This is a genomic window from Proteus alimentorum (assembly GCF_002607735.1).
GTDB classification, from domain to species: domain Bacteria; phylum Pseudomonadota; class Gammaproteobacteria; order Enterobacterales; family Enterobacteriaceae; genus Proteus; species Proteus alimentorum.
The window spans coordinates 181,312-205,519 of record NZ_NBVR01000018.1; the positions used below are offsets into that span (position 1 = coordinate 181,312).

The following is a 24,208-nucleotide window of genomic DNA, read 5'->3' on the forward strand; positions in this document are numbered from 1 at the left end:
ATAGGAAGATCAGTATTTAAAAAAGATAAAAATCAATTTATATATTTATTTCCGGTAAGTGAATTAATTATAACTAAGGAAATTAAATATGAATGGATTCAAAGAAATAACGTTCAAAGATAATATTAATAGTATTGGATTAAAAATAGAAAATCATATAAAAGAAAATAATTCAGAGCTTTTTTTCAAGATAACGTCTGTAAAAAGAATATTAACTGAGAATTATATCTCTATCTTTATATCTAAAAATGAATATGCTGCAAATGAATTCTTAGAGAAAATAGATAATAATTTCTTGCTATATCATAAGAATGATTTTACTAAAGGTATTGATTTCATTAGGAAAGAAATTAATTCAAGTATAGAGACCTTGTTTTTTAATAGTGCTAAATTAGCAAGTAGAGAACCCAGTAAAATACAAAAAGAAAGATTGAAATTATTAATTCAGAATAATTCATCTGGTGATTACTATCTAGAGTTTGAAGGTAATAAGGTATTTATACAAATAGATAATGAAAATAATAAATTTAAACTTATTAACTTTGATGGATATGCTGGTTTTTTTTATAATAAGAATGATCTAATAAATAAAATTCATAATATTATAATTGATAAAAGTGATGGTGATTTTTTATATTATCGTTTTTATAATAAAAAAGAATATCTTAGCTACTTTAATAATACAGATAATTGGAAGGTAAATAATAAAGATATTCTTAGTGAAATAATTAATGATATTAAAAAAAGAAAACAAATAAATGTTAATGAATACACTTCTATTGAATTAAATGAAAGTTATTCATATAAAAATATTTTTATTATCAGAGATAAAATAGAAAATAAAGAAAAGGTACTACATATTTATGTCGATGATATAGAGGAAGCATTTACAGTTGCAAAATCTAAATATGATCAGATAACAGAGAGTGGAGAACATTTACTTTATAAGGTAGGTACTGGTTGGTTTATAACTAAAATGAAACGTAATGTAGTAAAAAATTTTTCACAGTATTTAGATCTATTAAAACCACTAGAAAGAGTAATGAGTCGAGTTAATCTTATTGCTTCAACAGAAACTAATTATGATTTTAGTCATGTTCATACTTTAGCAGGATTGTGTTATGGATTGAGTTTGAATTATTTAGTTGAAGTTAGAAACAGTGGTTTAGAAGGTGGAAATAAATATTTAAGCTGGTTAAAAGAAAATATAAGCTCTTATCAGAATGAGAAAGAGTTTATAGAAAATAAACTGGATTCTTTTTTATTTAATAGTATACAAGAGTATGAGATATTAAATCTAATTAAAGAAATTAAAAGTATTATATTTTCTCAACACTTTCAAATGGAGAGGTTAGGTGAAAAATTACAATACTTTGTTTTTGATTCAGTAACGCCACTTAAATATAGCCAAATATTAGAGCATAAAGGATTAGAAAGATCGCATGTTAAAAAAATAGAGTTTAATAAAATTAATATTAAAAAACACTTAGAAAATATTATGAATAGTTATGATAATTATTATGCTATTATTGCTTTCAAAAATCATGCTATTGCTATTTCTTATAAAAGGTATTCTGAGGTTAATTATAAATTTTCTTTATTTGATTCTAATAGTGAATTATTAGAATACTCCAGTATTGCATCTATAAACGAAGTATTAGAGAAGAAAATGGATTTTTATGGTTCACATGAAATTGATAATAAAAAATATATTATTTTTGATGAATATAAAAAAAGTAATTCAATAAATTATAAAAGTGTGTGGGATGATAGTGATATTAATACTAATAAAGGTATTGCAGAACAGATAAAAAAAATAGGATTTTCATTACCTTTTAAAGAAAATGTTACAGGGCGAGTTGTTCATTATAGTGAACAGCGAGATCTTATACTCGAACTTAAAAAAGAGAACGTTTTAATTGAAGTTATTGTAAAAAATTCACATGTTGATGAGGGCATTTATCTAGTTAAGCATTATATTAATGACATTCTTGAAAATAATCAGGCAAGTAAGATTATTTTAAGTCAGAATGATGATAATAGTATTGGTATTGTAGTGGCTGAATTCAATAATTTTCAAGAAATTAAGAAAAAAAGTGGGTATATTGAATTTAATGATGTTTATTATAGAAATTTAATTGAAATAAATAGTTATTTAGTTAAAGGAAGTAAATCAAAAGAATTAAAAGAAATCGTTTCTTTAATAGATAAATTAAATGGAAATATCTATTTTGATAAGTTAATAGCTGGTTTCTCCCTAGTCAATAAAATTAAGTTATTTAATAATAATAATAAAAACACATCACTTGTTGATATTCTTAATAAAGTAAAAGAGAAGTTAGAGAGTAAACTATTTTATGATAGATTAAATTATGGGAAAGAAAGACTTATACAATTAGCTGAAAAAAATAGTTTTGTTGCTGCAAAACTTTATCAGTTAATGGTAAATGAAATTAGTGATGGTACTCATGGTGTCAGTAATTTTATTTATAATCAAATTATTGAAAGTCCCTATTTGCCAGTAGATAAAAAAAGGAGCGTTGGCGTTGAGGGTTATGATTACACTATAGAGTTTCACAATAGCTATCAATATGTTAATGAGATAGTGGAGGGGATTAATATACCTGAATTAACGAATACAATTTTAATAAAAGGTGAAAATAAATTACATTTAAAAGAAAATTATAAGAAGTTTTCTGAATATAGAAGTGATAAACATGTTAACAAGTTATTGAATTTAATTGAGAATGAAATAGACATAAATAAAGGTAATGAGATTGGACATTATAGTGAACTCTATGTTGATCTTTTTAGAAATAATCAATTTACCAATAGGATGTTAGTACATGAGATTAATCAATTAGAAAGCTATTTTATTCAGAATTATCGTGAAAAAAATTATGGATACCACCCCAGTGTTTTTTATATTAATGAACGTGATCCCGCTATTCTTTTAGAACGATCACTTAATCAAAATAAAAATGAGGTGGATTGTAGTTACTTATTATTTGATGATAATAAAGATAACTTGAAATTTTTGTTTAGTGATAATCATTTTTTTACTGGAAATAATATTGATAATATTATTATTGATAGTATAGATGCTTGTTATCAAGATGATATTGTTATCTATTTTTATAATGGAGTGAAAAGTGAGAGTTTAAATGTTTATTTAAATGACAAGCCAGAGATAAGTCATTTCCTTGATTATTGTTTAAAAAATAAAATAAGAGTTCTCGCAGCAGGAAGTGAAGAAAGTAATCTTTTTCATCTAGATGTAATTAAACAAAAAAATAACGTTGAATTATTACAACGCATTATCATTGAAAATCAATTTTTTAATGAAAAAACGCTTGTTCTGGCAAAGAAAGAAAAACTATTAAGTTATCAATCAGGTGATTTTTTTATTGAAGGTATTGCCCAGCGATTAAATATGCCTATTTATCAGATTATTGATAATAAAGTTTCTCTTTTAAGCGATTATATTGTTGTTAAGCCGATTATTGAGAGGCAGTATATTGATAAACCATTATTGATAGGGAATACGGTATCAGATGTTATCATACCTGAATTAGAATTTGATCATTTTGTTGGCAGTACAACGGAAGAAAAATCTTATATTGAGAATAAAAAATATACTAAAAAATTATATCAGTTAGTTTCAAAAGTTTCTCCCTATTACAGAGATAATGAGTCGTTTAAATCTGGTTATAAAATGGAAATTAGTAAGGTTTTTTCTGATTATTCAGAAAAAATGACAGTCAAAGATGCTTTTCATTATATTGAGTCAAACCGCTATAATCTTAACCATTATCAATTAGGTGCGATTATTAATAAGGTAGATGCCATTAATGTTGAAGAGCATAGACAAATATTAAAGAATATAAGTGATGAGATTATTAATGGTGATTTGTCAATAAAAAATGTATTTAATAAATATAAACATGAGTTATTTTCCATTTTTAATACTACAGATAGAAATAATATTGAGAATAATTTAACTCAATCAATATACGATCCATTAATAAATAAAAAATTTAATCAATATTTAATGGGGGATATTCCTGCCGATAAATGGCTGTCATCTTTTCAATTAGCAAAGAGCAATCTAAATCTTATTGAAAAAACAAGTCAAGTGATAGATCTTATCCATGGAATTCATGATAACCCCAGTTTAATAAAAAAACTAAGTTTATTATCAAAAAATTTACTTTCTTCATTTTTTGATGTAAATAAAAAAGGTGTTTTATATCGAGTGCTATTGGATAAAATTTCTATTTTTAATAATTATAAAAAAATAATTAATTCGCTTCAAAATATCATTAGCATGATCCACCATAAAATAATACCTGATTCACTATCACCTTCAACAGCGCTAGATAAAGCTAATAATTTAAATCAATTAGATCTTTTAAAACTTAATCATCTACCAATTGTTAATAAAGAAATAGTGAAAATAAATAAATACTCTATTGATAAAACATTATTGGTTAATGTGGGTGCGAAAGTTGATGGTAAAAGTATAGCGTCGCTTGATCTTAGTAAGGTGGATAAATGGGAATCGAAACTCCTATTTGATCCTTATCACCTTAATAATTATTTTCTTTCTCTTACCGGGGATGAAAAAGATAAATCCCTCATTTCTTTATTTCGTGATTTGTTGAATAATAAAAAAGATAAAATTAAATATTTACTTTCTAGTGATACGAATAGAATTGATTATCTAGCGGCTTCTGAAAGATTGTTTAAAATTAATGAATTAGGTCATAAAGAGTATCAATCACAAGATTGGGATAATTTAAGAAAAGTATCATTAAGCATTCCTCGGCACATGAAAATAATTAGTAAAATTGGCTACGCTAATATTACTTATAGTATGTGGCAGTCAATTAACTCCACGTTTATGCTTGCTGAACAATTAAATAATCCACTATTAACATTTAAAGAGCGAAAAGAGATCATTAATAATCTGACTATTATGTGGTCTGAAATGGCTTACAATGGTCTTTCTGAATTGATTGAAATGACGTTAGCCAAAGGATTATTAAAATATCGCCATAATCCACTCGAATATGTGAGTAAAATAAGTACAAAGGTAGGAATTGGGCTTAATGTTCTTTCTATTGGATTTGATCTTTATAATGCCTACGATAATTTTAGCCAAATTTCTGGTGAAAATAATGAAAAAAGGCAAATTGATTATATTGTTAATGGTTCCTTTGCTATCGTTTCCGGGTTAGTTACGTTTGGGGTTTCTATTGGAATGCTTGCAGGTTCAACGGTTGCCGGCCCTATTGGTATTGTGGCTGGCGCAGTTATTGCGCTTGCAACTTCGATTTATAATGCGGCAAGACTTATTGAAGAAGCTAAAGTAAAAGTGCATTTTACACCGTTAGAAGAGCTAGATAATGGTTTTTATGCTTTTTTTATGGGGGATCTATTACCCAATAAAAAAAATGAAGTTGTCTATTTGGAGACAGAAACACAATTAGAAGAGATGATTGATAAAAATGCCGTCAATTATCTTGATGAGATAAAAAAGCAAAATATTCAGAGTCGCTATTTTTATACAAATGAAAAACAAATTTATCAAGAGTATTATTATTATAAAATAATGCCTAATTTAATGGGGAAAACGTTAGATTCAATTTTAAATCCTTTAGGAGAATATGTTGCTCAACGAATATCTCAAAATGTCAGTCAAGAAGTCGCTGAAAAAATAGCTGCACTTTCTTATCATCTTCGTTCAGAAAAAACAAAATATAAATACTATCTTCCTAAAGAAGCGATTGCTACGAATGAAACTCTTATTTTTGATATTGATTTTTATATTAATAAATTAAAACGCTATACAATAGAGATTATTTCTGATGATGTTTCCCCTATTTTTGATGATCTTGTTGATGGTGAATTTATAAAAAACTTAATAACAAAAAAAGACAAAGTCATAAATGAATTTGGAAAAGAAATATTAACAGAGAGTTTAATAAAAGCTAATCAGTATAAAAAATACTATGTCTCAGATTGGAATGAGAATGAAACATTCTATTTTAATACCTATCATGGTAATGATATTATTGCAGCACCTTTAATCACTCAAAATATCTTTGATGTTTATAATGGTACTAAACGATTAAGTGGAGGTGAAAAAAATGATATGTTCAATTTATTTTCCTCTGAATCGCCACTTTATGCGAGTCGTTTTTATGGTAGAGAGGGAAATGACACACTTTGTATTATAAAAACAACAAATAAATACATGGGATATGAAGTTAATTTATCTCATAACTATGTTAAATTCAGACAATCAGAAGAACAAACAAATAGTCAAAATTTTCATTCAAAGCTGTTTCTTTATCAAGAGAATGGGCGCTTGTATTCAAAGCAGTTAGTTGATTCTATGCCTAATATTGTCTTACAAGATCAAAGTGTGATTGCCTATTTAGACAGTATTGAGAACGTAATGGGGAGCGAGATAGGTGATGATATTATTTATGGTAATCAAGAGGATAATTACTTAGATGGTGTTGGTGGTGCTGATTTATTATATGGATTAGGGGGAAATGATACTTTAGTTTTACAAGAAGGTTATGCCGAAGGTGGAGAGGGAAATGATAATTACATTATTTTAAGAGCCTCTTTAGAAAAAAATTATAATATTCAATTTGAAACGATTATTAATGAAGAGAGTCATATCGAGTCTAGTATTGTACGATTAAACTATAATTTTGATGAAATTTCAGCTGTTTCCCGTAGAGGAAAAGACATCATTTTTTATATAAAAGTGAATGATGGAAATGAAAACGATGAATTAATTTATCATTCTATAAAATTAAAAAATGTTTATCATGAAAATGCTATGTTGGCACATAGATATACTTTAACTACACGAGATGGTTTTTTATTAACAGCAAGTGAAAATAAAACTATTGACGATAAGGTGCTATATCATTTTAGTTATTTAGATAAATACAATCAAAATAAAGAAAATATTCAGAAACTTTGTGTCGATGATAATCAGCATTCATTGTCGATCTCATATTCTGACTATAATAAAATAATAACGTTGTTACCCCAGTTACAATACAGTGGTTTTTCTTCTGGTGAAAAATTACAATTTGATATTCATGGCAATGAAAGTGATAACCATTATTTGGGTATTACACCTAATTCATTTATTAAATTAAGCGCTGGTCATGATAGTTATCAAATTAAAACTTATTTAGCAAAAAATAAGGGTGAAAAAATTAAAATTTCGCTTTCTAATAATATTAATGGAATGCTATCAAACAGTATAAGTGATTTCTTTTTATCTGATATCAGTGGTTTTGATTTGGTCTTTAATCATGGGACTCTATCACATCGTTATCATCCAGATGCTCATGTGAAATTGATTTTCGAACCATCACTTCTTAGCGCTATTTTTGACTCTGATATGACGATTCGTTTTATCGATAAAGATAATATTGTCTTTACTCTTCCGGCAAAAGAAAATCCCCAAGGCTTACTTATGCCGATTACGGATCTAAATATGGTGATAAATAAAGAGGATAATGTGCTTATGATCCCTGAATCGCTTACCTTAAATCAAGAGACATTGGCGGTCTATTCATTTGATCCACCTCACTCTTTGTTAAGATCTATTTTAATAACGTTACCGGATCCACAAAAGCAAGTTATTGAGCATTTGCCTATTCTTGAATTAGAGGAAGGCGATGATGTTGTCGTTAATCATAATAAATGTAGTTCGGTCATTGATGGCGGAAAAGGGGATGATCATATTGTTGTTAATCATGGGCATCATATTTTAATTGCAGGAGAGGGAAATGATAACCTCAATGCGGGAAGTGGAAATGACTTATTAATTTCTGAATTTGGTGATGATTATTTAAGTGGTGGTGCGGGCGATAATGTTTATATTGTGAAAAAGCGTCATGGTGAAGTGACGGTTTATGATGAAGGGAACAGCAGCCACCTTTTTATTTCAGGATTATCAAAACACGATAAGCTTATTGCTTCTCAAGTAGGCGATGATATGCAATATAAAACGCAGGATAATCAATTTGTTTTAACTGTAAAAACACACCATGATGAAGCAGATAAAACAGTTTCTATTATTGAGAAACACAGTGAGCTTTCAGCACAATCTCTTGTTTCGATTATTCAAGAAATGGCACAATTTAATGAACAGCAATTAACAATAATGCAAGGCAGTGAATTTATTCCATCACCTACATGGTCACCTTTGCCATTAGTGACAAGACATTTGTAAATCACAATATAAAACAGCACTGATTTTAGTGCTGTTTTATTGATAGCTAATAGTTAATATTTTTATTTTGCCAGCGATTCTGCACGTTTAAAAACTAAGGTATTACCCTCTGATTCTGCAGAGTTAAACTGATAACCTTCGAGATCAAACTCTTTTAGTTGTACTTTATTAGTCAGTTTTTCTTGGATAATAAAGCGGCTCATTAATCCACGGGCTTTTTTAGCATAGAAGCTGATCACTTTATATTTGCCATTTTTTTCATCAAGGAAAACAGGCTTAATAATTTCAGCATTGAGTTTTTTCGGGTTAACTGATTTAAAATATTCATCGGACGCTAAATTGATTAAAACATTATCACCTTGTTCTTCAAGTGCTTTGTTTAATGTCTCTGTAATGGTATTTCCCCAAAATTGGTATAAATCGCTTCCTTTGTTATTTTTTAGCTTTATTCCCATTTCAAGACGATAAGGTTGCATTAAATCAAGAGGACGCAGTACGCCATATAAGCCAGAAAGCATACGTAAATGTTGTTGTGCAAATTGAAAATCATCTTCAGAAAAAAGCGCTGCTTGCATTCCGGTATAAACATCACCTTTAAATGCCAAAATAGCTTGGCGTGCATTTTCTGGTGTGAAATTAGGTTGCCATTCACCAAAACGAGCAGCATTTAATCCTGCAAGTTTGTCACTTATTTTCATTAAGCTTGCGATATCGCTCGATGATAATTGTCGACATTCTTCGATAAGTTGTTGGGAATATTTTAGCAATTCAGGTTGGGTGAAGTGCGTTGTTGCTAAAGGTGATTCGAAATCCAGTGTTTTAGCTGGTGAAATGGTGATTAGCATAATTCCCTCGATACGTTATTTTAATGTTGATCAAATATAGCAAATTCTTTCGATTAAAGACTAAATTATAGTAATAGGAAAAAACAATGGTTTCTGTTAATTGTCGTAAAATTCGACAATTTAAACGATTCAGCTTGTGATTTTCTTCTGTTTTTTTCTGCTTTTTTTTTGCGAAAACGTTTGGCATTCAAATAATTGCTCTGTATGAATCTAAGCGTCTTGTAGTGTGAGCAGTCCATGTTATTATCAATAGATATCCGCAGGTGACTGCAAACAGATTTACCTAGTAGATGAGATAAACAAAATGACCAACAAATTGACTTCTTTGCGTAAACTGACAACTGTTGTTGCTGACACTGGTGACATCGCTGCGATGAAACTGTATCAGCCACAAGACGCAACTACCAACCCATCTTTAATTTTAAATGCAGCTCAAATTCCTGAATATCGTAAATTAATTGATGAAGCGATTGAATGGGCTCGTTCACAAAGCGATTCTCGTGAACAACAAATCGTTGATGCTTGCGACAAACTGGCAGTAAATATCGGTTTAGAAATTTTAAAACTGATCCCAGGTCGTATTTCAACAGAAGTTGATGCACGTCTTTCTTACGACACACAAGCATGTATCGAAAAAGCACGTCATTTAATGAAACTTTATAATGATGCAGGTATCAATAACGACCGTATTCTTATCAAATTAGCGTCTACTTGGCAGGGTATCCGTGCCGCAGAGCAATTAGAAAAAGAAGGTATCAACTGTAACCTGACTTTACTGTTCTCTTTCGCTCAAGCGCGTGCATGTGCTGAAGCAGGTGTTTACCTGATTTCTCCATTTGTTGGTCGTATCATGGATTGGTATAAAGCCAATACAGATAAAAAAGAATTTGCGCCAGCTGAAGATCCAGGTGTGATTTCTGTTACTGAAATCTATAACTATTACAAACAACATGGTTATAACACTGTTGTTATGGGTGCAAGCTTCCGTAATATGGGTGAGATTTTAGAATTAGCAGGTTGTGACCGTTTAACTATCGCTCCAGCACTGTTAAAAGAATTATCAGAAGCTGAAGGTGAAGTTGAACATAAATTATCCTACAAAGGTGAAGTGAAAGCGCGTCCAGAAGCTATCACTGAAGCTCAATTCTATTGGGAGCACAACGCTGACCCAATGGCGGTAGATAAATTATCTGACGGTATTCGTAAGTTTGCTGTCGATCAGGAAAAATTAGAGAAAATGATTGCGGATTTATTATAATTCGTCGTTAAATTCTTATAAAAATCTTAAATACCCATCTTATACAGGTGGGTATTTTCATTTTTTGCTTCTCGAAATAACATTTAAGTAAATTTTAAGATTAAATTGATTGGAATATATTATTTATCCAGTAATAATTATAAAAATATATTATTAAAATACTCAATTTATTATTGGTGAATTATGAAAAAGATTGTCTTGGCAACGGTACTTGCATCGTTATTTTTTAGTGGCGTTGCAATGGCAGAAAGTAAAACTGCTTTCTCTTTACCTGCAATTGAAAAAAGCGCTGAAAGTGGAAACGCAGCATCTCAGTATCAATTGGGCGTAAAATATGAGAATGGCGAAGGTGTTGAGCAGGATGGACAAAAAGCGCTGGAATGGTATACCAAAGCTGCCGAGCAAGGTCATGCTGAAGCACAGCTCAATTTAGCACTTATGTATGACATGAGTGATGATATTGATCGTGATGCAGAAAAAGCGGTTTATTGGTATAACAAAGCAGCTGTTCAAGGTGTCTCTTTAGCCCAATACAATCTTGCTGTTTCTTACGATGATGGTGATGGCGTAGCGCAAGATCATGAGAAAGCTGTGTATTGGTATACTAAAGCCGGTGAGCAAGGTGATAGTGATGCACAATACAACCTTGGTATCTCTTATGATGAAGGTATCGGTGTAGCACAAGACCATGAAAAAGCGGTAGTTTGGTATACAAAAGCAGCAGAACAAGGTCATGCTGATGCACAATATAACCTTGCTGTTTCTTACGATGATGGTGAAGGTGTAGAACGTAACGGCACTAAAGCGGTTTTCTGGTATACCAAAGCAGCAAACCAAGGTAATCGTGATGCGCAAAATAACTTAGGCGTAATGTACGATGAAGGCGACGGTGTTGCTAAAGATGCACGTAAAGCGGTTGAATGGTATAGAAAATCAGCTATACAAGGTAATGGTTTGGCACAAAATAACCTCGCTTTAAACTATTACTATGGTAAAGGTGTTAAACGTGATCTGAAAGAAGCTTATGCATGGTTCTCTGTTGCTGTTGAAAATGGTGATGGTGATGAAGCTATGCTAAAACGTACTGCTCGTGCATTAAATGCAGCACAATTAGCTGAAGCGAAAAAATTAGCCGCTTCTTATATTACTAAATATATTGATGAGTAATATTAATTAATATTATTCAGGATTAAAGAGAGGGGGGCTTAGGCTCCCTTTTTTATTTTTAGTTAAAGCCAAATAAAAATAGTTGTTATCATTTCTTTATTATCTATTCTCAATAATCAAATAGTAAATATCAGTATTATATTGAGATTCTTTTTAATTCTCTTGTGTTCTCATGGTAATATCTGCGCGCAAGTTAGACGGTGATTGATTAATTGAGGTTTGATATGAACGAATTACGTATAGGGTTAGTTTCTGTTTCTGATCGCGCATCCAGTGGGGTTTATGAAGATAAAGGCTTACCCGCTTTAGAAACTTGGCTAAAAGCTGCATTAACAACGCCTTTTCATATCGAATCACGTTTAATTCCTGATGAACAACTCATGATTGAGCAAACACTGTGTGAGCTCGTTGATGAAGTCGGCTGTCATTTAGTGTTAACAACAGGGGGAACCGGTCCCGCTCGTCGTGACGTTACGCCTGATGCTACGTTGGCTATTGCAGACAGAGAAATGCCGGGTTTTGGTGAGCAGATGCGTCAAATTAGTCTGAAGTTTGTACCTACTGCTATTTTATCTCGCCAAGTTGGTGTTATTCGTAACCAAGCGTTAATTCTAAATTTGCCAGGGCAACCTAAGGCTATTGCCGAAACGTTGGAAGGATTAAAAGATAACGACGGTAATGTGATTGTTAGCGGTATTTTTGCCAGCGTACCATACTGTATTCAGCTACTTGATGGCCCTTATGTTGAAACTAATGAAGCGATAGTTGCTGCGTTTAGACCTAAATCAGCCCGCCGTTCGACTTCAGCATAAATAATGTAAGAGGTTATTTTTGTCAGCAAACTTTTGGCTAGGAAACGTTTTGACTAAGTTTGGATAACGCAAAAATAACCTTATATTTATTTGATGTTTTTATTGTAAAAACATAAAAAATGTTATTTTTCAGCTTGTTATGCTGTTGTTTTAAGTCTAGTCTTAAAAGAGTATTTTAGATAAGTCATAATGTTATTTGTAATTAATCTAACGCAATGAAAAATAACCATTTTTAATTCCTGATTTATTCTCGCACACAAATTTTTCGCATTTTTTGCATTTTTTTTCATTATTCCCCTTGATGAATGTATTTATGACCCCATCTACTTTTTCAACTGCAATTACCACTATTGAGTTGCGTTGATTTTGTATCCGCTTTGAGATGATGTTGTTTAGTCTATTAATTTGTGACTTGAAAAATGAATATTCATCCTCATATAGATTGGTAATCAAATTGATAAAGAATTCTCTTTGGAGGCGTTTAAATGGGTAAAATTATTGGTATTGACCTGGGTACAACTAACTCTTGTGTTGCTGTAATGGATGGCAAAACTGCCCGGGTTATTGAAAACGCAGAAGGCGATCGTACTACTCCTTCAATCGTTGCTTATGCACAAGATGGTGAAATCTTAGTTGGTCAACCTGCAAAACGTCAGGCTGTGACTAATCCACAAAATACTTTATTTGCTATCAAACGTTTAATTGGTCGTCGTTTTGAGGATGCGGAAGTTCAGCGTGACGTTGCTATCATGCCTTACAAAATTGTAAAAGCAGATAACGGCGATGCTTGGATTGAAGCGCGTAACGAAAAAATGGCTCCACCACAAGTTTCTGCTGAAGTCCTGAAAAAAATGAAGAAAACAGCAGAAGACTATTTAGGCGAAGCAGTTACTGAAGCTGTTATTACTGTTCCTGCTTACTTTAACGATGCTCAACGTCAAGCAACTAAAGATGCGGGTCGTATCGCAGGTCTTGAAGTTAAACGTATTATTAACGAACCAACAGCGGCTGCTCTGGCTTACGGCTTAGATCGTGAAGTGGGTAACCGTACTATCGCAGTTTATGACTTAGGTGGTGGTACATTCGATATCTCTATCATCGAAATTGATGAAGTTGATGGCGAAAAAACTTATGAAGTTCTATCAACCAATGGTGATACTCACTTAGGTGGTGAAGACTTCGATAGCCGTTTAATTAACTATTTAGTTGATGAATTTAAGAAAGAACAAGGCATTGATCTGCGTAACGATCCATTAGCAATGCAACGTCTGAAAGAAGCAGCAGAAAAAGCGAAAATCGAATTATCTTCTGCACAACAAACAGATGTTAACTTGCCATACGTTACAGCAGATGCGACTGGCCCTAAACACTTAAATATCAAAGTAACTCGTGCAAAACTGGAATCTTTAGTTGAAGATTTAGTTAAACGTTCAATGGAACCAGTACGTGTTGCATTAGAAGATGCAGGCCTGAAAGTTAGCGAAGTTAACGACGTTATTCTGGTTGGTGGTCAAACTCGTATGCCAATGGTTCAAAAAACCGTTGCTGATTTCTTTGGTAAAGAGCCACGTAAAGACGTTAACCCAGATGAAGCTGTTGCAATGGGTGCGGCTGTGCAAGGTGGTGTGTTAGCGGGTGATGTTAAAGACGTTCTGTTACTTGACGTAACACCACTGTCTTTAGGTATCGAAACAATGGGTGGTGTAATGACATCCCTGATTGCAAAAAATACCACAATCCCAACTAAACATAGCCAAGTGTTCTCTACTGCAGAAGATAACCAATCTGCTGTAACTATTCACGTATTACAAGGTGAACGTAAACGTGCAAGTGACAATAAATCACTGGGTCAGTTTAACTTAGACGGTATCCAAGCTGCGCCACGCGGTATGCCACAAATCGAAGTGACTTTTGATATCGATGCTGATGGTATCTTGCATGTATCAGCGAAAGATAAAAACAGTGGTCGTGAGCAAAACATCACAATCAAAGCATCTTCTGGTTTAAATGAAGATGAAATCCAAAAAATGGTTCGTGATGCAGAAGCAAACGCAGAAGCTGACCGTAAGTTTGAAGAATTAGTACAAACTCGTAACCAAGCTGACCAATTAGTTCACGGCACACGTAAACAAATTGAAGAAGCGGGTGATAAATTACCAGCGAATGATAAAGAAGCTATCGAGAAAGCGGTAAGCGAGTTAGAAATTGCTTCTAAAGGCGAAGATAAAGACGCTATTGAAGCTAAAATTAAAGCATTAGTTGAAGCTTCTGAGAAACTGCTAGAAATCGCACAACAACAAGCTCAAGCAGGCGCAGCAGGTAATGCCGCGGGTGCTGATGCAAGTGCGAAGAAAGATGACGATGTTGTCGATGCAGAATTTGAAGAAGTTGACGGCAAAGACAAGAAATAATGCCCTTAACGGGCCGCGGTAACTCACCTGTGAATAGTTACTGATACCGAACACGGGCGTCGAGGAAACTCAACGCCCGTGTGCTTATGTCAAGGGTAATCTAGAATGGCGAAAAGAGATTTTTACGAAGTACTCGGTTTAAGCAAAAGCGCCGACGAAAAAGAAATTAAACGCGCATATAAGCGTTTAGCAATGAAATATCACCCAGACCGAAATCAAGGTGATAAAGAGTCAGAAGCAAAATTCAAAGAAATCAAAGAAGCCTATGAGATTTTAAGTGATGCTCAAAAACGTGCTGCTTATGATCAATATGGTCATGCTGCATTTGAACAAGGTGGATTTGGTGGTCAAGGTGGCGGCGGCTTCGGCGGTGGTGCTGACTTTGGTGATATCTTTGGTGATGTGTTTGGTGATATTTTTGGTGGTGGTCGCCGTCAACAACGCGCAGCACGTGGTTCTGACTTACAATACAACATGGATCTAACGCTTGAAGAAGCGGTTCGGGGTGTTGCGAAAGAAATTCGTATACCGACACTAGAAACATGTGACAAATGCCATGGTAGCGGTGCTAAAGAAGGCACATCAGCAGAAACATGTTCTACTTGTCATGGCGCTGGTCAGGTTCATTTACGTCAAGGTTTCTTCACTGTACAGCAAGCATGTCCAACTTGTCATGGTCGCGGTAAAGTGATTAAAGAGCCTTGCTCTAAATGTCATGGTGATGGTCGTGTTGAACGCGCTAAAACGCTGTCTGTCAAAATTCCAGCCGGTGTTGATACAGGTGACCGTATTCGCTTAAGTGGTGAAGGTGAAGCCGGTGAAAACGGCGCACCAGCAGGCGATTTATACGTACAGGTTCATGTTCGCCAACACCATATTTTTGAACGTGATGGCAATAACCTTTACTGTGAAGTTCCTATTAACTTCGCCATTGCTGCTTTAGGTGGCGAGATTGAAGTTCCAACACTTGATGGCCGTGTGAAACTTAAAATTCCAGCAGAAACACAAACTGGCAAAATGTTCCGCATGAAAGGCAAAGGTGTTAAATCAGTACGTAGTAGTAGTATTGGTGATTTAATGTGTCGCGTTGTGGTTGAAACCCCTGTTAAACTCAACGAGAAACAAAAAGAGTTAATGCAACAACTGGGTGAATCATTCGGTGGCAAGAGTGGTGAGAAAAATACCCCTCGTTCTAAAAGCTTCTTAGATGGTGTGAAAAAATTCTTTGATGATTTAACCAAATAATTTTTCTTATCACCTTCAAAAAGGTCTGATGATAAATTCTGTCATTAGGCCTTTTTATTTGAATGAGGTTTAATGTTATCCCATCTTGATAGCAACAATACCCGCTAAAATGACTAAACACGCCAATAACTGTTTACGGTTAAATTGCTCTTTTAACAGATAGACAGATAAGATCATGGCAAATAACACGCTAGTTTCTCTTAAAGCCGCGACAAGTACGATTGAAGCATGGCTCATCGCCCATATCACAATACCATAGCTTACCAACTGCATGATCCCACCTAAAAATGCGGGTTTCCAATAATCCTTTATCTTGGTTTTTAAATGTTGCCGATAGCGAAGCCAAGCAAGTAAATACATCGTGATGCCATTTAAAAAGAAGAGCCACAAAATATAAGCAAACGGCGTTTCACCTACACGAGAGCCATTACCATCAGATAGGGTATAACTTGCGGTAAATAATGCGGTAAGCAGCGCAAAAAAGAGTGCATCTTTACGTAAATTAAACGCTGCTATTTTCCGACTGCGTGAGATAAGGATAATACCCAAAATGATAAATAAAATACCGAGTAATCCCGCTATTGGCAGTGTTTCATGGAAGAGAAAAAAACCAAGAAAAGCCGTCATTAATGGCGCACTGCCACGAGAGATAGGGTAGACCTGATTAAAATCAGCTAAGGTATAACAACGACTTAAGGAGAGTGTGTAACCAACATGAAATAAAACAGAAAGGGCAAGCCATTTCCATGCACCAACATCAGGGAGCCCAACCCAAAACAGGGCGGGTAGTGTTACGACACCAGAAAAAAAAGTCAGTAATGAGATCCCTAAAAATCGATCACTGCCTACTTTTACTAATGCATTCCAGCATGCATGAAAGATCGCAGCAAATAAAACGGCAATAAAAACAGTAATCGACATATTGATATAAACCTTAATGCGGAAAGGGTATTTTTATCAAACAATAGCACAATAGCGAAACAGTAAATACGCCACTATTTCTTTTTATCCTCTGGGATGGTTTAAAAGGTGAGGAATAAAGACCCTCTTTTCAGTAACGGAAATTGATATTTTTGATCTATTTTATCAATTGGTGTTGCTTGTCAAACAATATGCTTATTTTTACTTAATTATGAAAAATAACATTAGTATTCAATATGTTATTTTTATAATTATTAATTATTATTGTTTCTTTTATTATTGAAAGATCATGTTGATAAATTGATACGATTCATCTTGTTTTTCTTGATATTTCTTACTCAATTCGAATAATACGAGTTATTATCCATAAATAATCTGTTTTTTGCGAATTCATGATTAGCATATTATTAATAAGATTAGTGATTTTGAGGTTAATATTATGACGGCAATTATTAGACAATTTTTGAGATTAGAGGCATCAGGCGGTATTCTTCTGATTATTGCTGCTATTATCGCATTGATTATGGCGAATACACCTCTAAGTGCTTTGTATAATGAGTTTTTATCTATTCCTATTATGATCAAATTCGGCGCGTTCGAACTTGATAAGCCATTATTACTTTGGGTAAATGATGCCTTAATGGCGATCTTTTTTTTAGTTGTAGGATTAGAAGTTAAACGTGAATTAAAAGAAGGCTCTTTGGCTCAGCGCGATAGAGCCATTTTCCCAGCGATAGCCGCAGTGGGTGGTATGTTAGCACCTGCATTGATTTATTTGATGTTTAATCATGCGGACGCAGTTGGGCAGCAAGGTTGGGCAATTCCAGCTGCAACAGACATTGCTTTTGCGCTAGGTGTTATGGCGTTACTGGGCAAGCGCGTTCCGGTTGAGTTAAAAGTTTTCTTATTAGCATTGGCTATTATTGATGACTTAGGTGTCATCGTCATTATTGCGCTCTTTTATTCAAAGAGTATTGCACTCATGCCTCTCGCTTTAGCTGGGTTTATAGTGATTGCTTTGGGCATAATGAACTGGCGTAAAGTGGGTAATACGGCAGCTTATTTAATTCTTGGATTTATCTTGTGGGTGTGTATTTTAAAATCAGGTATTCATGCAACGATTGCAGGTGTGATTGTTGGATTCCTTATCCCATTAAGAAATAAAGAAGGTGATTCTCCTTCTGAGGAATTAGAGCATGTGCTACACCCTTGGGTTGCCTATTTTATTTTACCGCTGTTTGCATTTAGTAACGCAGGGGTTTCTTTAAATGGTGTAACGCTTGATGGTATGTTATCTGCTTTACCGTTAGGTATCGCGTTAGGTCTATTTTTAGGTAAGCCGATTGGAATTTTCCTCTTTAGTTGGATTTCGGTAAAACTAGGCATTGCAAAATTACCAGATGCGATTAACCTTAAACAAATATTTGCAGTGTCTGTGCTATGTGGTATCGGTTTTACTATGTCTATCTTTATTGCAGGATTAGCATTTGATGGCGCGGATGAGGCTTATAATACCTACGCTAAGCTTGGTATTTTAGTCGGCTCAACAGTAGCCGCTATTGTTGGATATTTGTTGCTTCGTTCTGTTTTGCCGAAGTTAAAAACGAAGTCAATATAGGGGAGTTTATTACGGATTTGAATTTCTCAACACAATAAATACCGAGCTATATATTTAAACCTACGGTGCAATACAGTGTATTGTGCCGTAGGTGTTTTTATGAGGATTGGATGCAAGGAAAGCCAATCGCAAACTAATGCGTTATTACATAGTCTGTGTTTGAAGCACAGAAGTTGAAAGGAAGATAACTATGCGGGTGTCACATCTCAATTTTAACCATCTTTATTATTTTTGGCATGTGTGTAAAGAAGGCTCTGTTGTGGGTGCAGCGCAAGCGCTGTATCTGACACCTCAGACAATTACAGGGCAAATTAAAGCATTAGAAGAAAGATTAGGTGGCAAGTTATTTAAACGCCAAGGAAGAGGATTAGTGCCTTCTGAATTGGGTCAGCTCATTTTTCGTTATGCTGATAAAATGTTTATGCTCAGCCAAGAAATGCTGGATATCGTCAACTACAGTCGTGAATCTAATTTACTGTTTGATGTCGGTGTTGCGGATGCGTTATCAAAGCAATTAGTCAGTCGCATACTAGAAACGGCTGTCATTGATAATGAGCAAATCCACCTGCGTTGTTTTGAATCTACTCATGAATTATTACTAGAGCAATTAAGTCAGCATAAGCTGGATATGATCCTATCAGATTGCCCAGTGGATTCGTCACAACAAGAAGGTCTGTTCTCTGTAAAACTTGGCGAATGTAATATGAGCTTTTTTTGCAGTCATCCTCTTCCAGAAAAACCGTTTCCTGAATGTTTAGAAGAGCGAAAACTCCTTATTCCTGGTCGTCGATATATGTTAGGCCGCCATTTATTAACATGGATCCGTAATAAAAATCTTCAAGTGGAAATACTGGGTGAGTTTGATGATGCGGCATTAATGAAAGCATTTGGCTTAAATTATAATGCTATCTTTGTCGCGCCTTCACTGTATACCGATGAAACTTTTGCGCATAGTAATATCGAAGAGATTGGGATGCTTGATACGGTAAAAGAAGAGTACTACGCAATTTTTGCAGAGAGAATGATCCAACATCCTGCGGTTCAACGTGTTTGTAATACTGATTTTTCAGAACTCTTTAATGGAGATAAAAAGAGTGTTGTAGACCCATAAATAGATTGTGATTAAAAAGTAGAAAACAAAAAAACCGGCATAAGCCGGTTTTTTATAACACAAGAAAACAATATTACATTGCTTTGATTTGTGCTTGCAGATTAGCTTTATGACGTGCAGCTTTATTCTTGTGAATTAAGCCTTTAGTTGCCTGACGGTCAACAATTGGTTGCATGTCATTAAATGCTTTTTGTGCTGCTTCTTTATCACCTGAAGCAACTGCTGCGTATACTTTTTTAATGTAAGTACGCATCATAGAACGACGGCTTGCGTTGTGCTGACGACGCTTTTCAGACTGAACCGCACGTTTCTTAGCTGATTTGATATTAGCCAAGTTCCAACTCCCAAATATATTCTAGCGAGGACAAATACAAAGGTGAAGGAATATGCCTTTTCAACCTAAGTTTGTCAATGGATTTATACAAAATTAGCGTCGTTGTACGCGACACTTGTTTCGTTGTGATGGCGCAAGATTTTATCAGTTAAGACGGGTAGAATACAGTCTTTTGAGTGAAAAAATCATCAAAATCGTGTATATGAGTAATAAATAATAGATTCTAATAGGATCTATGCTTGATTTTATGCGATTTTATAACCAAGAAGTGAGTGATAGTCCATTTTTTGTTTGATGTGAGCAATCAAATTTAAGAATAACAGTGAATCGACTAGTCGAGATATTACTCATCAATAAACATTGATATATTGGGTTACTCTCAAGCCTTTGACAAGGTATAATCCAATAATTTCCACGGTATTGAGCCAGTTATGGAGCTAATTCGCGGTATACAAAATATTAGAGCGCTACATCATGGTTGCGTTCTGACAATTGGGAATTTTGATGGTGTCCATAGAGGCCATCAGGCATTATTGAAACACTTGAAGCAAGAAGCGTCACAGCGAGGATTACCTACGGTTGTGATGACATTTGAGCCTCAGCCACTTGAGTTCTTTTTACCAGAAAAGGCACCAGCACGTCTGACTCGTTTACGAGACAAGATTAAATATTTAGCTGAATGTGGTATTGATTACCTTTTGTGTGTCAAATTTGATAAACAATTTGCGGCGCAAACCCCAGAAGAATTTGTTTCATCACTATTGGTGAATAAGTTAGGGGTGAAGTTTCTTGCTATTGGCGACGATTTTCGTTTTGGCAAAAACCGTGAAGGTGATTTTCACTTTTTACAACAAGCCGGTGCAAGATATGGATTTGAAGTCGCTAATACCGAAAGTTATTGCGATAAAGGATTGCGTATCAGTAGCACTGCGGTACGAGAAGCGTTACTCAATGATGATTTAGTCCTTGCTGAATCACTACTAGGACACCCTTACAGCGTTTGTGGGCGTGTTGTTCATGGTAATGAATTGGGTAGAACCATTGGTTTTCCGACAGCCAATATTCCTATGAAACGCTTAGTTGCACCTGTTAAAGGCGTTTATGCTGTTGATGTCTATTTATCAGATAATCAATCACCTTTACCCGGTGTGGCAAATATCGGAAGTCGTCCTACTGTAAAAGGAAAGGGCGTACAATTAGAAGTTCATTTAATCGACGTTAATATGGATTTATATGGACGTCGTATTGATGTTGTGTTACGAAAGAAATTACGTAATGAACAGCGATTTGCATCATTGGATGCATTGAAGCAGCAAATCGCAGATGATGTGGCTACTGCTAGGGATTTTTTATCGCAGCGGTCGGAGTCATAAACTAGCGGAAAATTGGAACTGAGAATCGAATGAGTGACTATAAAAATACCCTGAACTTACCAGAAACAGGGTTCCCTATGCGCGGGGATTTAGCAAAGCGCGAGCCAGAGATGTTATCACGTTGGTACAAAGAAGGTTTGTATCAAGCAATTCGTCAGGCTAAAAGTGGTAAGAAAACATTTATTTTGCACGATGGCCCTCCATACGCCAACGGCAATATTCATATTGGTCACTCAGTAAACAAAATTCTCAAAGATATTATTATTAAATCCAAAGGGCTGTCAGGCTTTGATTCTCCGTACATTCCAGGATGGGATTGTCACGGATTACCTATCGAACTAAAAGTTGAACAAATCGTAGGTAAACCAGGAGAGAAAATATCTGCAGCGCAATTCCGCGAGGAATGCCGTAAATACGCTTACGAGCAAATTGAAGCACAGAAAAAAGATTTTATTCGTTTAGGTGTTCTAGGAGATTGGGAAAAACCTTATCTTACGATGGACTATAAGACAGAAGCGAATACTATTCGTGCATTAGCGCGCATTATTGCAAATGGTCACCTGCTAAAAGGGGCTAAACCTGTTCACTGGTGTACAGCATGTGGTTCATCACTGGCAGAAGCTGAAGTTGAATATTACGATAAAACCTCACCTTCAATTGATGTGCGTTTCACGGCAGTTGATCCAAACGCCGTTGCCGCAAAATTCCATACAGTAACAGATAAGCCTATTTCTTTGGTTATCTGGACAACAACACCTTGGACATTACCTGCTAACCGCGCCATCGCATTAAATGCTGAATTTAATTACGCATTAGTCTCTTTTAACGATGAATGCGTGATTTTAGCCGCTGATCTTGTTGAAGGCGTAATGAAGCGTATTGGCGTAACAAGTTGGGCTGTTTTAGGCGAGTGTAAGGGGGCAGATTTAGAACTACTGCGCTTTAATCATCCATTTATGGGCTTTGATGTACCTGCAATTTTAGGTGATCACGTTACTTTAGAAGCGGGTACAGGTGCCGTTCATACTGCACCAGGCCACGGCCCTGATGACTTTGTTATTGGTCAAAAATACGGTTTAGAAGTCGCCAACCCAGTTGGCCCAAATGGTTGTTACTTAGCGGGTACTTATCCAACATTAGATGGCATTTTTGTTTTTAAAGCGAATGATGTCATTGTTGAACTGCTAAAAGAAAAAGGCGCTCTGTTACATCACGAAGCCATGCAACATAGTTACCCATGTTGCTGGAGACATAAAACGCCTGTTATCTTCCGTGCTACACCACAATGGTTTATTGGCATGGATAAAAACGGTTTACGTCAACAATCATTAAAAGAGATCAAAGGTGTTAAATGGATCCCTGATTGGGGTCAAGCACGTATTGAATCTATGGTTGAAAACCGCCCTGACTGGTGTATCTCTCGCCAACGTACTTGGGGAACGCCAATGTCTCTGTTTGTTCACAAAGAGACGCAAGAGCCACATCCTCGTACTTTAGAATTGATGGAAGAAGTGGCAAAACGTGTTGAAGTGAGCGGCATTCAAGCATGGTGGGATTTAGATATCCGTGAAGTGCTAGGTGATGAAGCTGACGATTACATGAAAACGCCAGATACACTAGATGTTTGGTTCGATTCAGGATCAACACACTCAACAGTTGTAGATGCGCGTCCTGAATTCCACGGCAATTCAGCAGATATGTACTTAGAAGGTTCAGACCAACATCGTGGTTGGTTTATGTCTTCACTGATGATCTCGACTGCAATCAAAGGCAAAGCGCCTTACCGTGAAGTTTTAACACACGGTTTTACCGTAGATGGACAAGGCCGTAAAATGTCTAAATCTATCGGTAACACAGTAAGTCCACAAGATGTGATGGATAAACTGGGTGCTGATATTCTACGTTTATGGGTTGCATCAACCGATTACACAGGTGAAATCGCCGTATCTGATGAGATCTTAAAACGTTCTGCGGATACTTATCGCCGTATTCGTAATACTGCGCGTTTCTTCTTAGCGAACTTAAATGGGTTTGATCCTGCAAAACACCAAGTTAAGCCAGAAGATATGGTCACGTTAGATCGCTGGGCAGTAGGTCGTGCGAAAGCAGCACAAGCGGATATCCTAAAACATTATGAAAATTATGATTTCCATAATGTTATTCAGCGCCTGATGCAGTTCTGTTCAGTGGAAATGGGTTCTTTCTACTTAGATATCATCAAAGACAGACAGTACACCGCGAAAAGCGATAGCGTTGCTCGTCGTAGTTGCCAAACAGCGTTATTCCATATCTGTGAAGCATTAGTTCGTTGGATGGCGCCAGTTATGTCATTCACAGCAGATGAAATCTGGAATGAGTTACCAGGCGAACGTGCAAAATATGTCTTAACGGAAGAATGGTATACCGATTTATTCGGCTTAGATGCGTCAGAAACTTTAAATGATGACTACTGGGCTGAATTACTTGCCGTTCGCGGTGAAGTCAACAAAGTATTAGAGCAAGCTCGTACAGATAAACAACTGCGTGGTTCTTTAGAAGCATCAGTCACACTGTATGCAGATAAAGCGTTAGCAGATAAGTTAAATGCGTTAGGTAACGAACTGCGTTTTGTTTTATTAACTTCTCAAGCGAAAGTGGCAGATATTAATGACGCACCAGAAACAGCATTAGCTTCTGATATGGCAGGTTTAAAAATCGCCTTTAACAAAGCAGATGGCGAAAAATGCCCTCGTTGCTGGCATTATGCGACAGATATCGGTCAAGTAGCGGAACACGCTGAATTATGCGGACGCTGTGTTACTAACGTAGCCGGTAACGGTGAAGAACGTAAGTTTGCTTAAT

Annotated in this window: 13 protein-coding genes; 10 read left to right on the plus strand and 3 right to left on the minus strand. The window is 35.0% G+C overall.

Features of this window, described 5'->3' with window-relative positions:
- Nucleotides 1-88 precede the first annotated feature (88 nt).
- Nucleotides 89-8,272, plus strand: a complete 8,184-nt coding sequence (locus B6258_RS03795; RefSeq protein ID WP_099074144.1) for an RTX toxin — start codon at nucleotides 89-91, stop codon at nucleotides 8,270-8,272.
- A 62-nt stretch (nucleotides 8,273-8,334) separates the two neighbouring features.
- On the opposite strand, the gene yaaA is transcribed toward B6258_RS03795, so the two are convergent.
- Entirely contained in the window at nucleotides 8,335-9,117 is a 783-nt protein-coding gene (gene yaaA / locus B6258_RS03800) for a peroxide stress protein YaaA (RefSeq protein ID WP_099074145.1), read from the minus strand.
- Between the two features lie 304 nt (nucleotides 9,118-9,421).
- Here yaaA and tal point away from each other — a divergent pair, with 304 nt between their 5' ends.
- The 5 genes from tal to dnaJ all read left to right on the plus strand — a co-directional run bounded on the left by tal (nucleotide 9,422) and on the right by dnaJ (nucleotide 16,010).
- Complete coding sequence (tal, locus tag B6258_RS03805; protein WP_099074146.1) at nucleotides 9,422-10,375, plus strand: transaldolase; 954 nt, start codon at nucleotides 9,422-9,424, stop codon at nucleotides 10,373-10,375.
- A 183-nt stretch (nucleotides 10,376-10,558) separates the two neighbouring features.
- Nucleotides 10,559-11,542: a tetratricopeptide repeat protein gene (locus B6258_RS03810; protein ID WP_099074147.1), complete on the plus strand. Its 984-nt coding sequence runs from the start codon at nucleotides 10,559-10,561 to the stop codon at nucleotides 11,540-11,542.
- A 224-nt stretch (nucleotides 11,543-11,766) separates the two neighbouring features.
- Complete coding sequence (gene mog, locus B6258_RS03815) at nucleotides 11,767-12,354, plus strand: molybdopterin adenylyltransferase (RefSeq protein WP_099074148.1); 588 nt, start codon at nucleotides 11,767-11,769, stop codon at nucleotides 12,352-12,354.
- 485 nt (nucleotides 12,355-12,839) lie between these two features.
- Nucleotides 12,840-14,765: a molecular chaperone DnaK gene (dnaK, locus tag B6258_RS03820; RefSeq protein WP_099074149.1), complete on the plus strand. Its 1,926-nt coding sequence runs from the start codon at nucleotides 12,840-12,842 to the stop codon at nucleotides 14,763-14,765.
- 105 nt (nucleotides 14,766-14,870) lie between these two features.
- Nucleotides 14,871-16,010, plus strand: coding sequence for a molecular chaperone DnaJ (gene dnaJ / locus B6258_RS03825; RefSeq protein ID WP_099074150.1), 1,140 nt, complete (start codon nucleotides 14,871-14,873; stop codon nucleotides 16,008-16,010).
- Nucleotides 16,011-16,085: 75 nt separating this feature from the next.
- Here the strand turns inward: dnaJ and B6258_RS03830 are convergent, their stop codons facing one another.
- Nucleotides 16,086-16,931, minus strand: a complete 846-nt coding sequence (locus B6258_RS03830; RefSeq protein ID WP_099074151.1) for a DMT family transporter — start codon at nucleotides 16,929-16,931, stop codon at nucleotides 16,086-16,088.
- Nucleotides 16,932-17,370: 439 nt separating this feature from the next.
- Here B6258_RS03830 and nhaA point away from each other — a divergent pair, with 439 nt between their 5' ends.
- Nucleotides 17,371-18,549, plus strand: a complete 1,179-nt coding sequence (gene nhaA / locus B6258_RS03835) for a Na+/H+ antiporter NhaA (protein ID WP_099074152.1) — start codon at nucleotides 17,371-17,373, stop codon at nucleotides 18,547-18,549.
- Nucleotides 18,550-18,739: 190 nt separating this feature from the next.
- Nucleotides 18,740-19,660 carry a transcriptional activator NhaR gene (gene nhaR, locus B6258_RS03840; RefSeq protein WP_099074153.1) on the plus strand — a complete coding sequence of 307 codons (921 nt, stop codon included), beginning with the start codon at nucleotides 18,740-18,742 and terminating at the stop codon, nucleotides 19,658-19,660.
- A gap of 73 nt (nucleotides 19,661-19,733) precedes the next feature.
- On the opposite strand, the gene rpsT is transcribed toward nhaR, so the two are convergent.
- Nucleotides 19,734-19,994: a 30S ribosomal protein S20 gene (gene rpsT, locus B6258_RS03845; RefSeq protein ID WP_004248964.1), complete on the minus strand. Its 261-nt coding sequence runs from the start codon at nucleotides 19,992-19,994 to the stop codon at nucleotides 19,734-19,736.
- 431 nt (nucleotides 19,995-20,425) lie between these two features.
- Between rpsT and ribF the strand changes: the two genes are divergently transcribed.
- Both ribF and ileS read left to right on the plus strand, forming a co-directional pair.
- Nucleotides 20,426-21,367, plus strand: coding sequence for a bifunctional riboflavin kinase/FAD synthetase (gene ribF / locus B6258_RS03850; RefSeq protein ID WP_099074154.1), 942 nt, complete (start codon nucleotides 20,426-20,428; stop codon nucleotides 21,365-21,367).
- Between the two features lie 29 nt (nucleotides 21,368-21,396).
- A complete protein-coding gene (gene ileS, locus B6258_RS03855; RefSeq protein WP_099074155.1) occupies nucleotides 21,397-24,207 on the plus strand; it encodes an isoleucine--tRNA ligase in 2,811 nt (936 codons plus the stop codon).
- Nucleotide 24,208 lies beyond the last annotated feature (1 nt).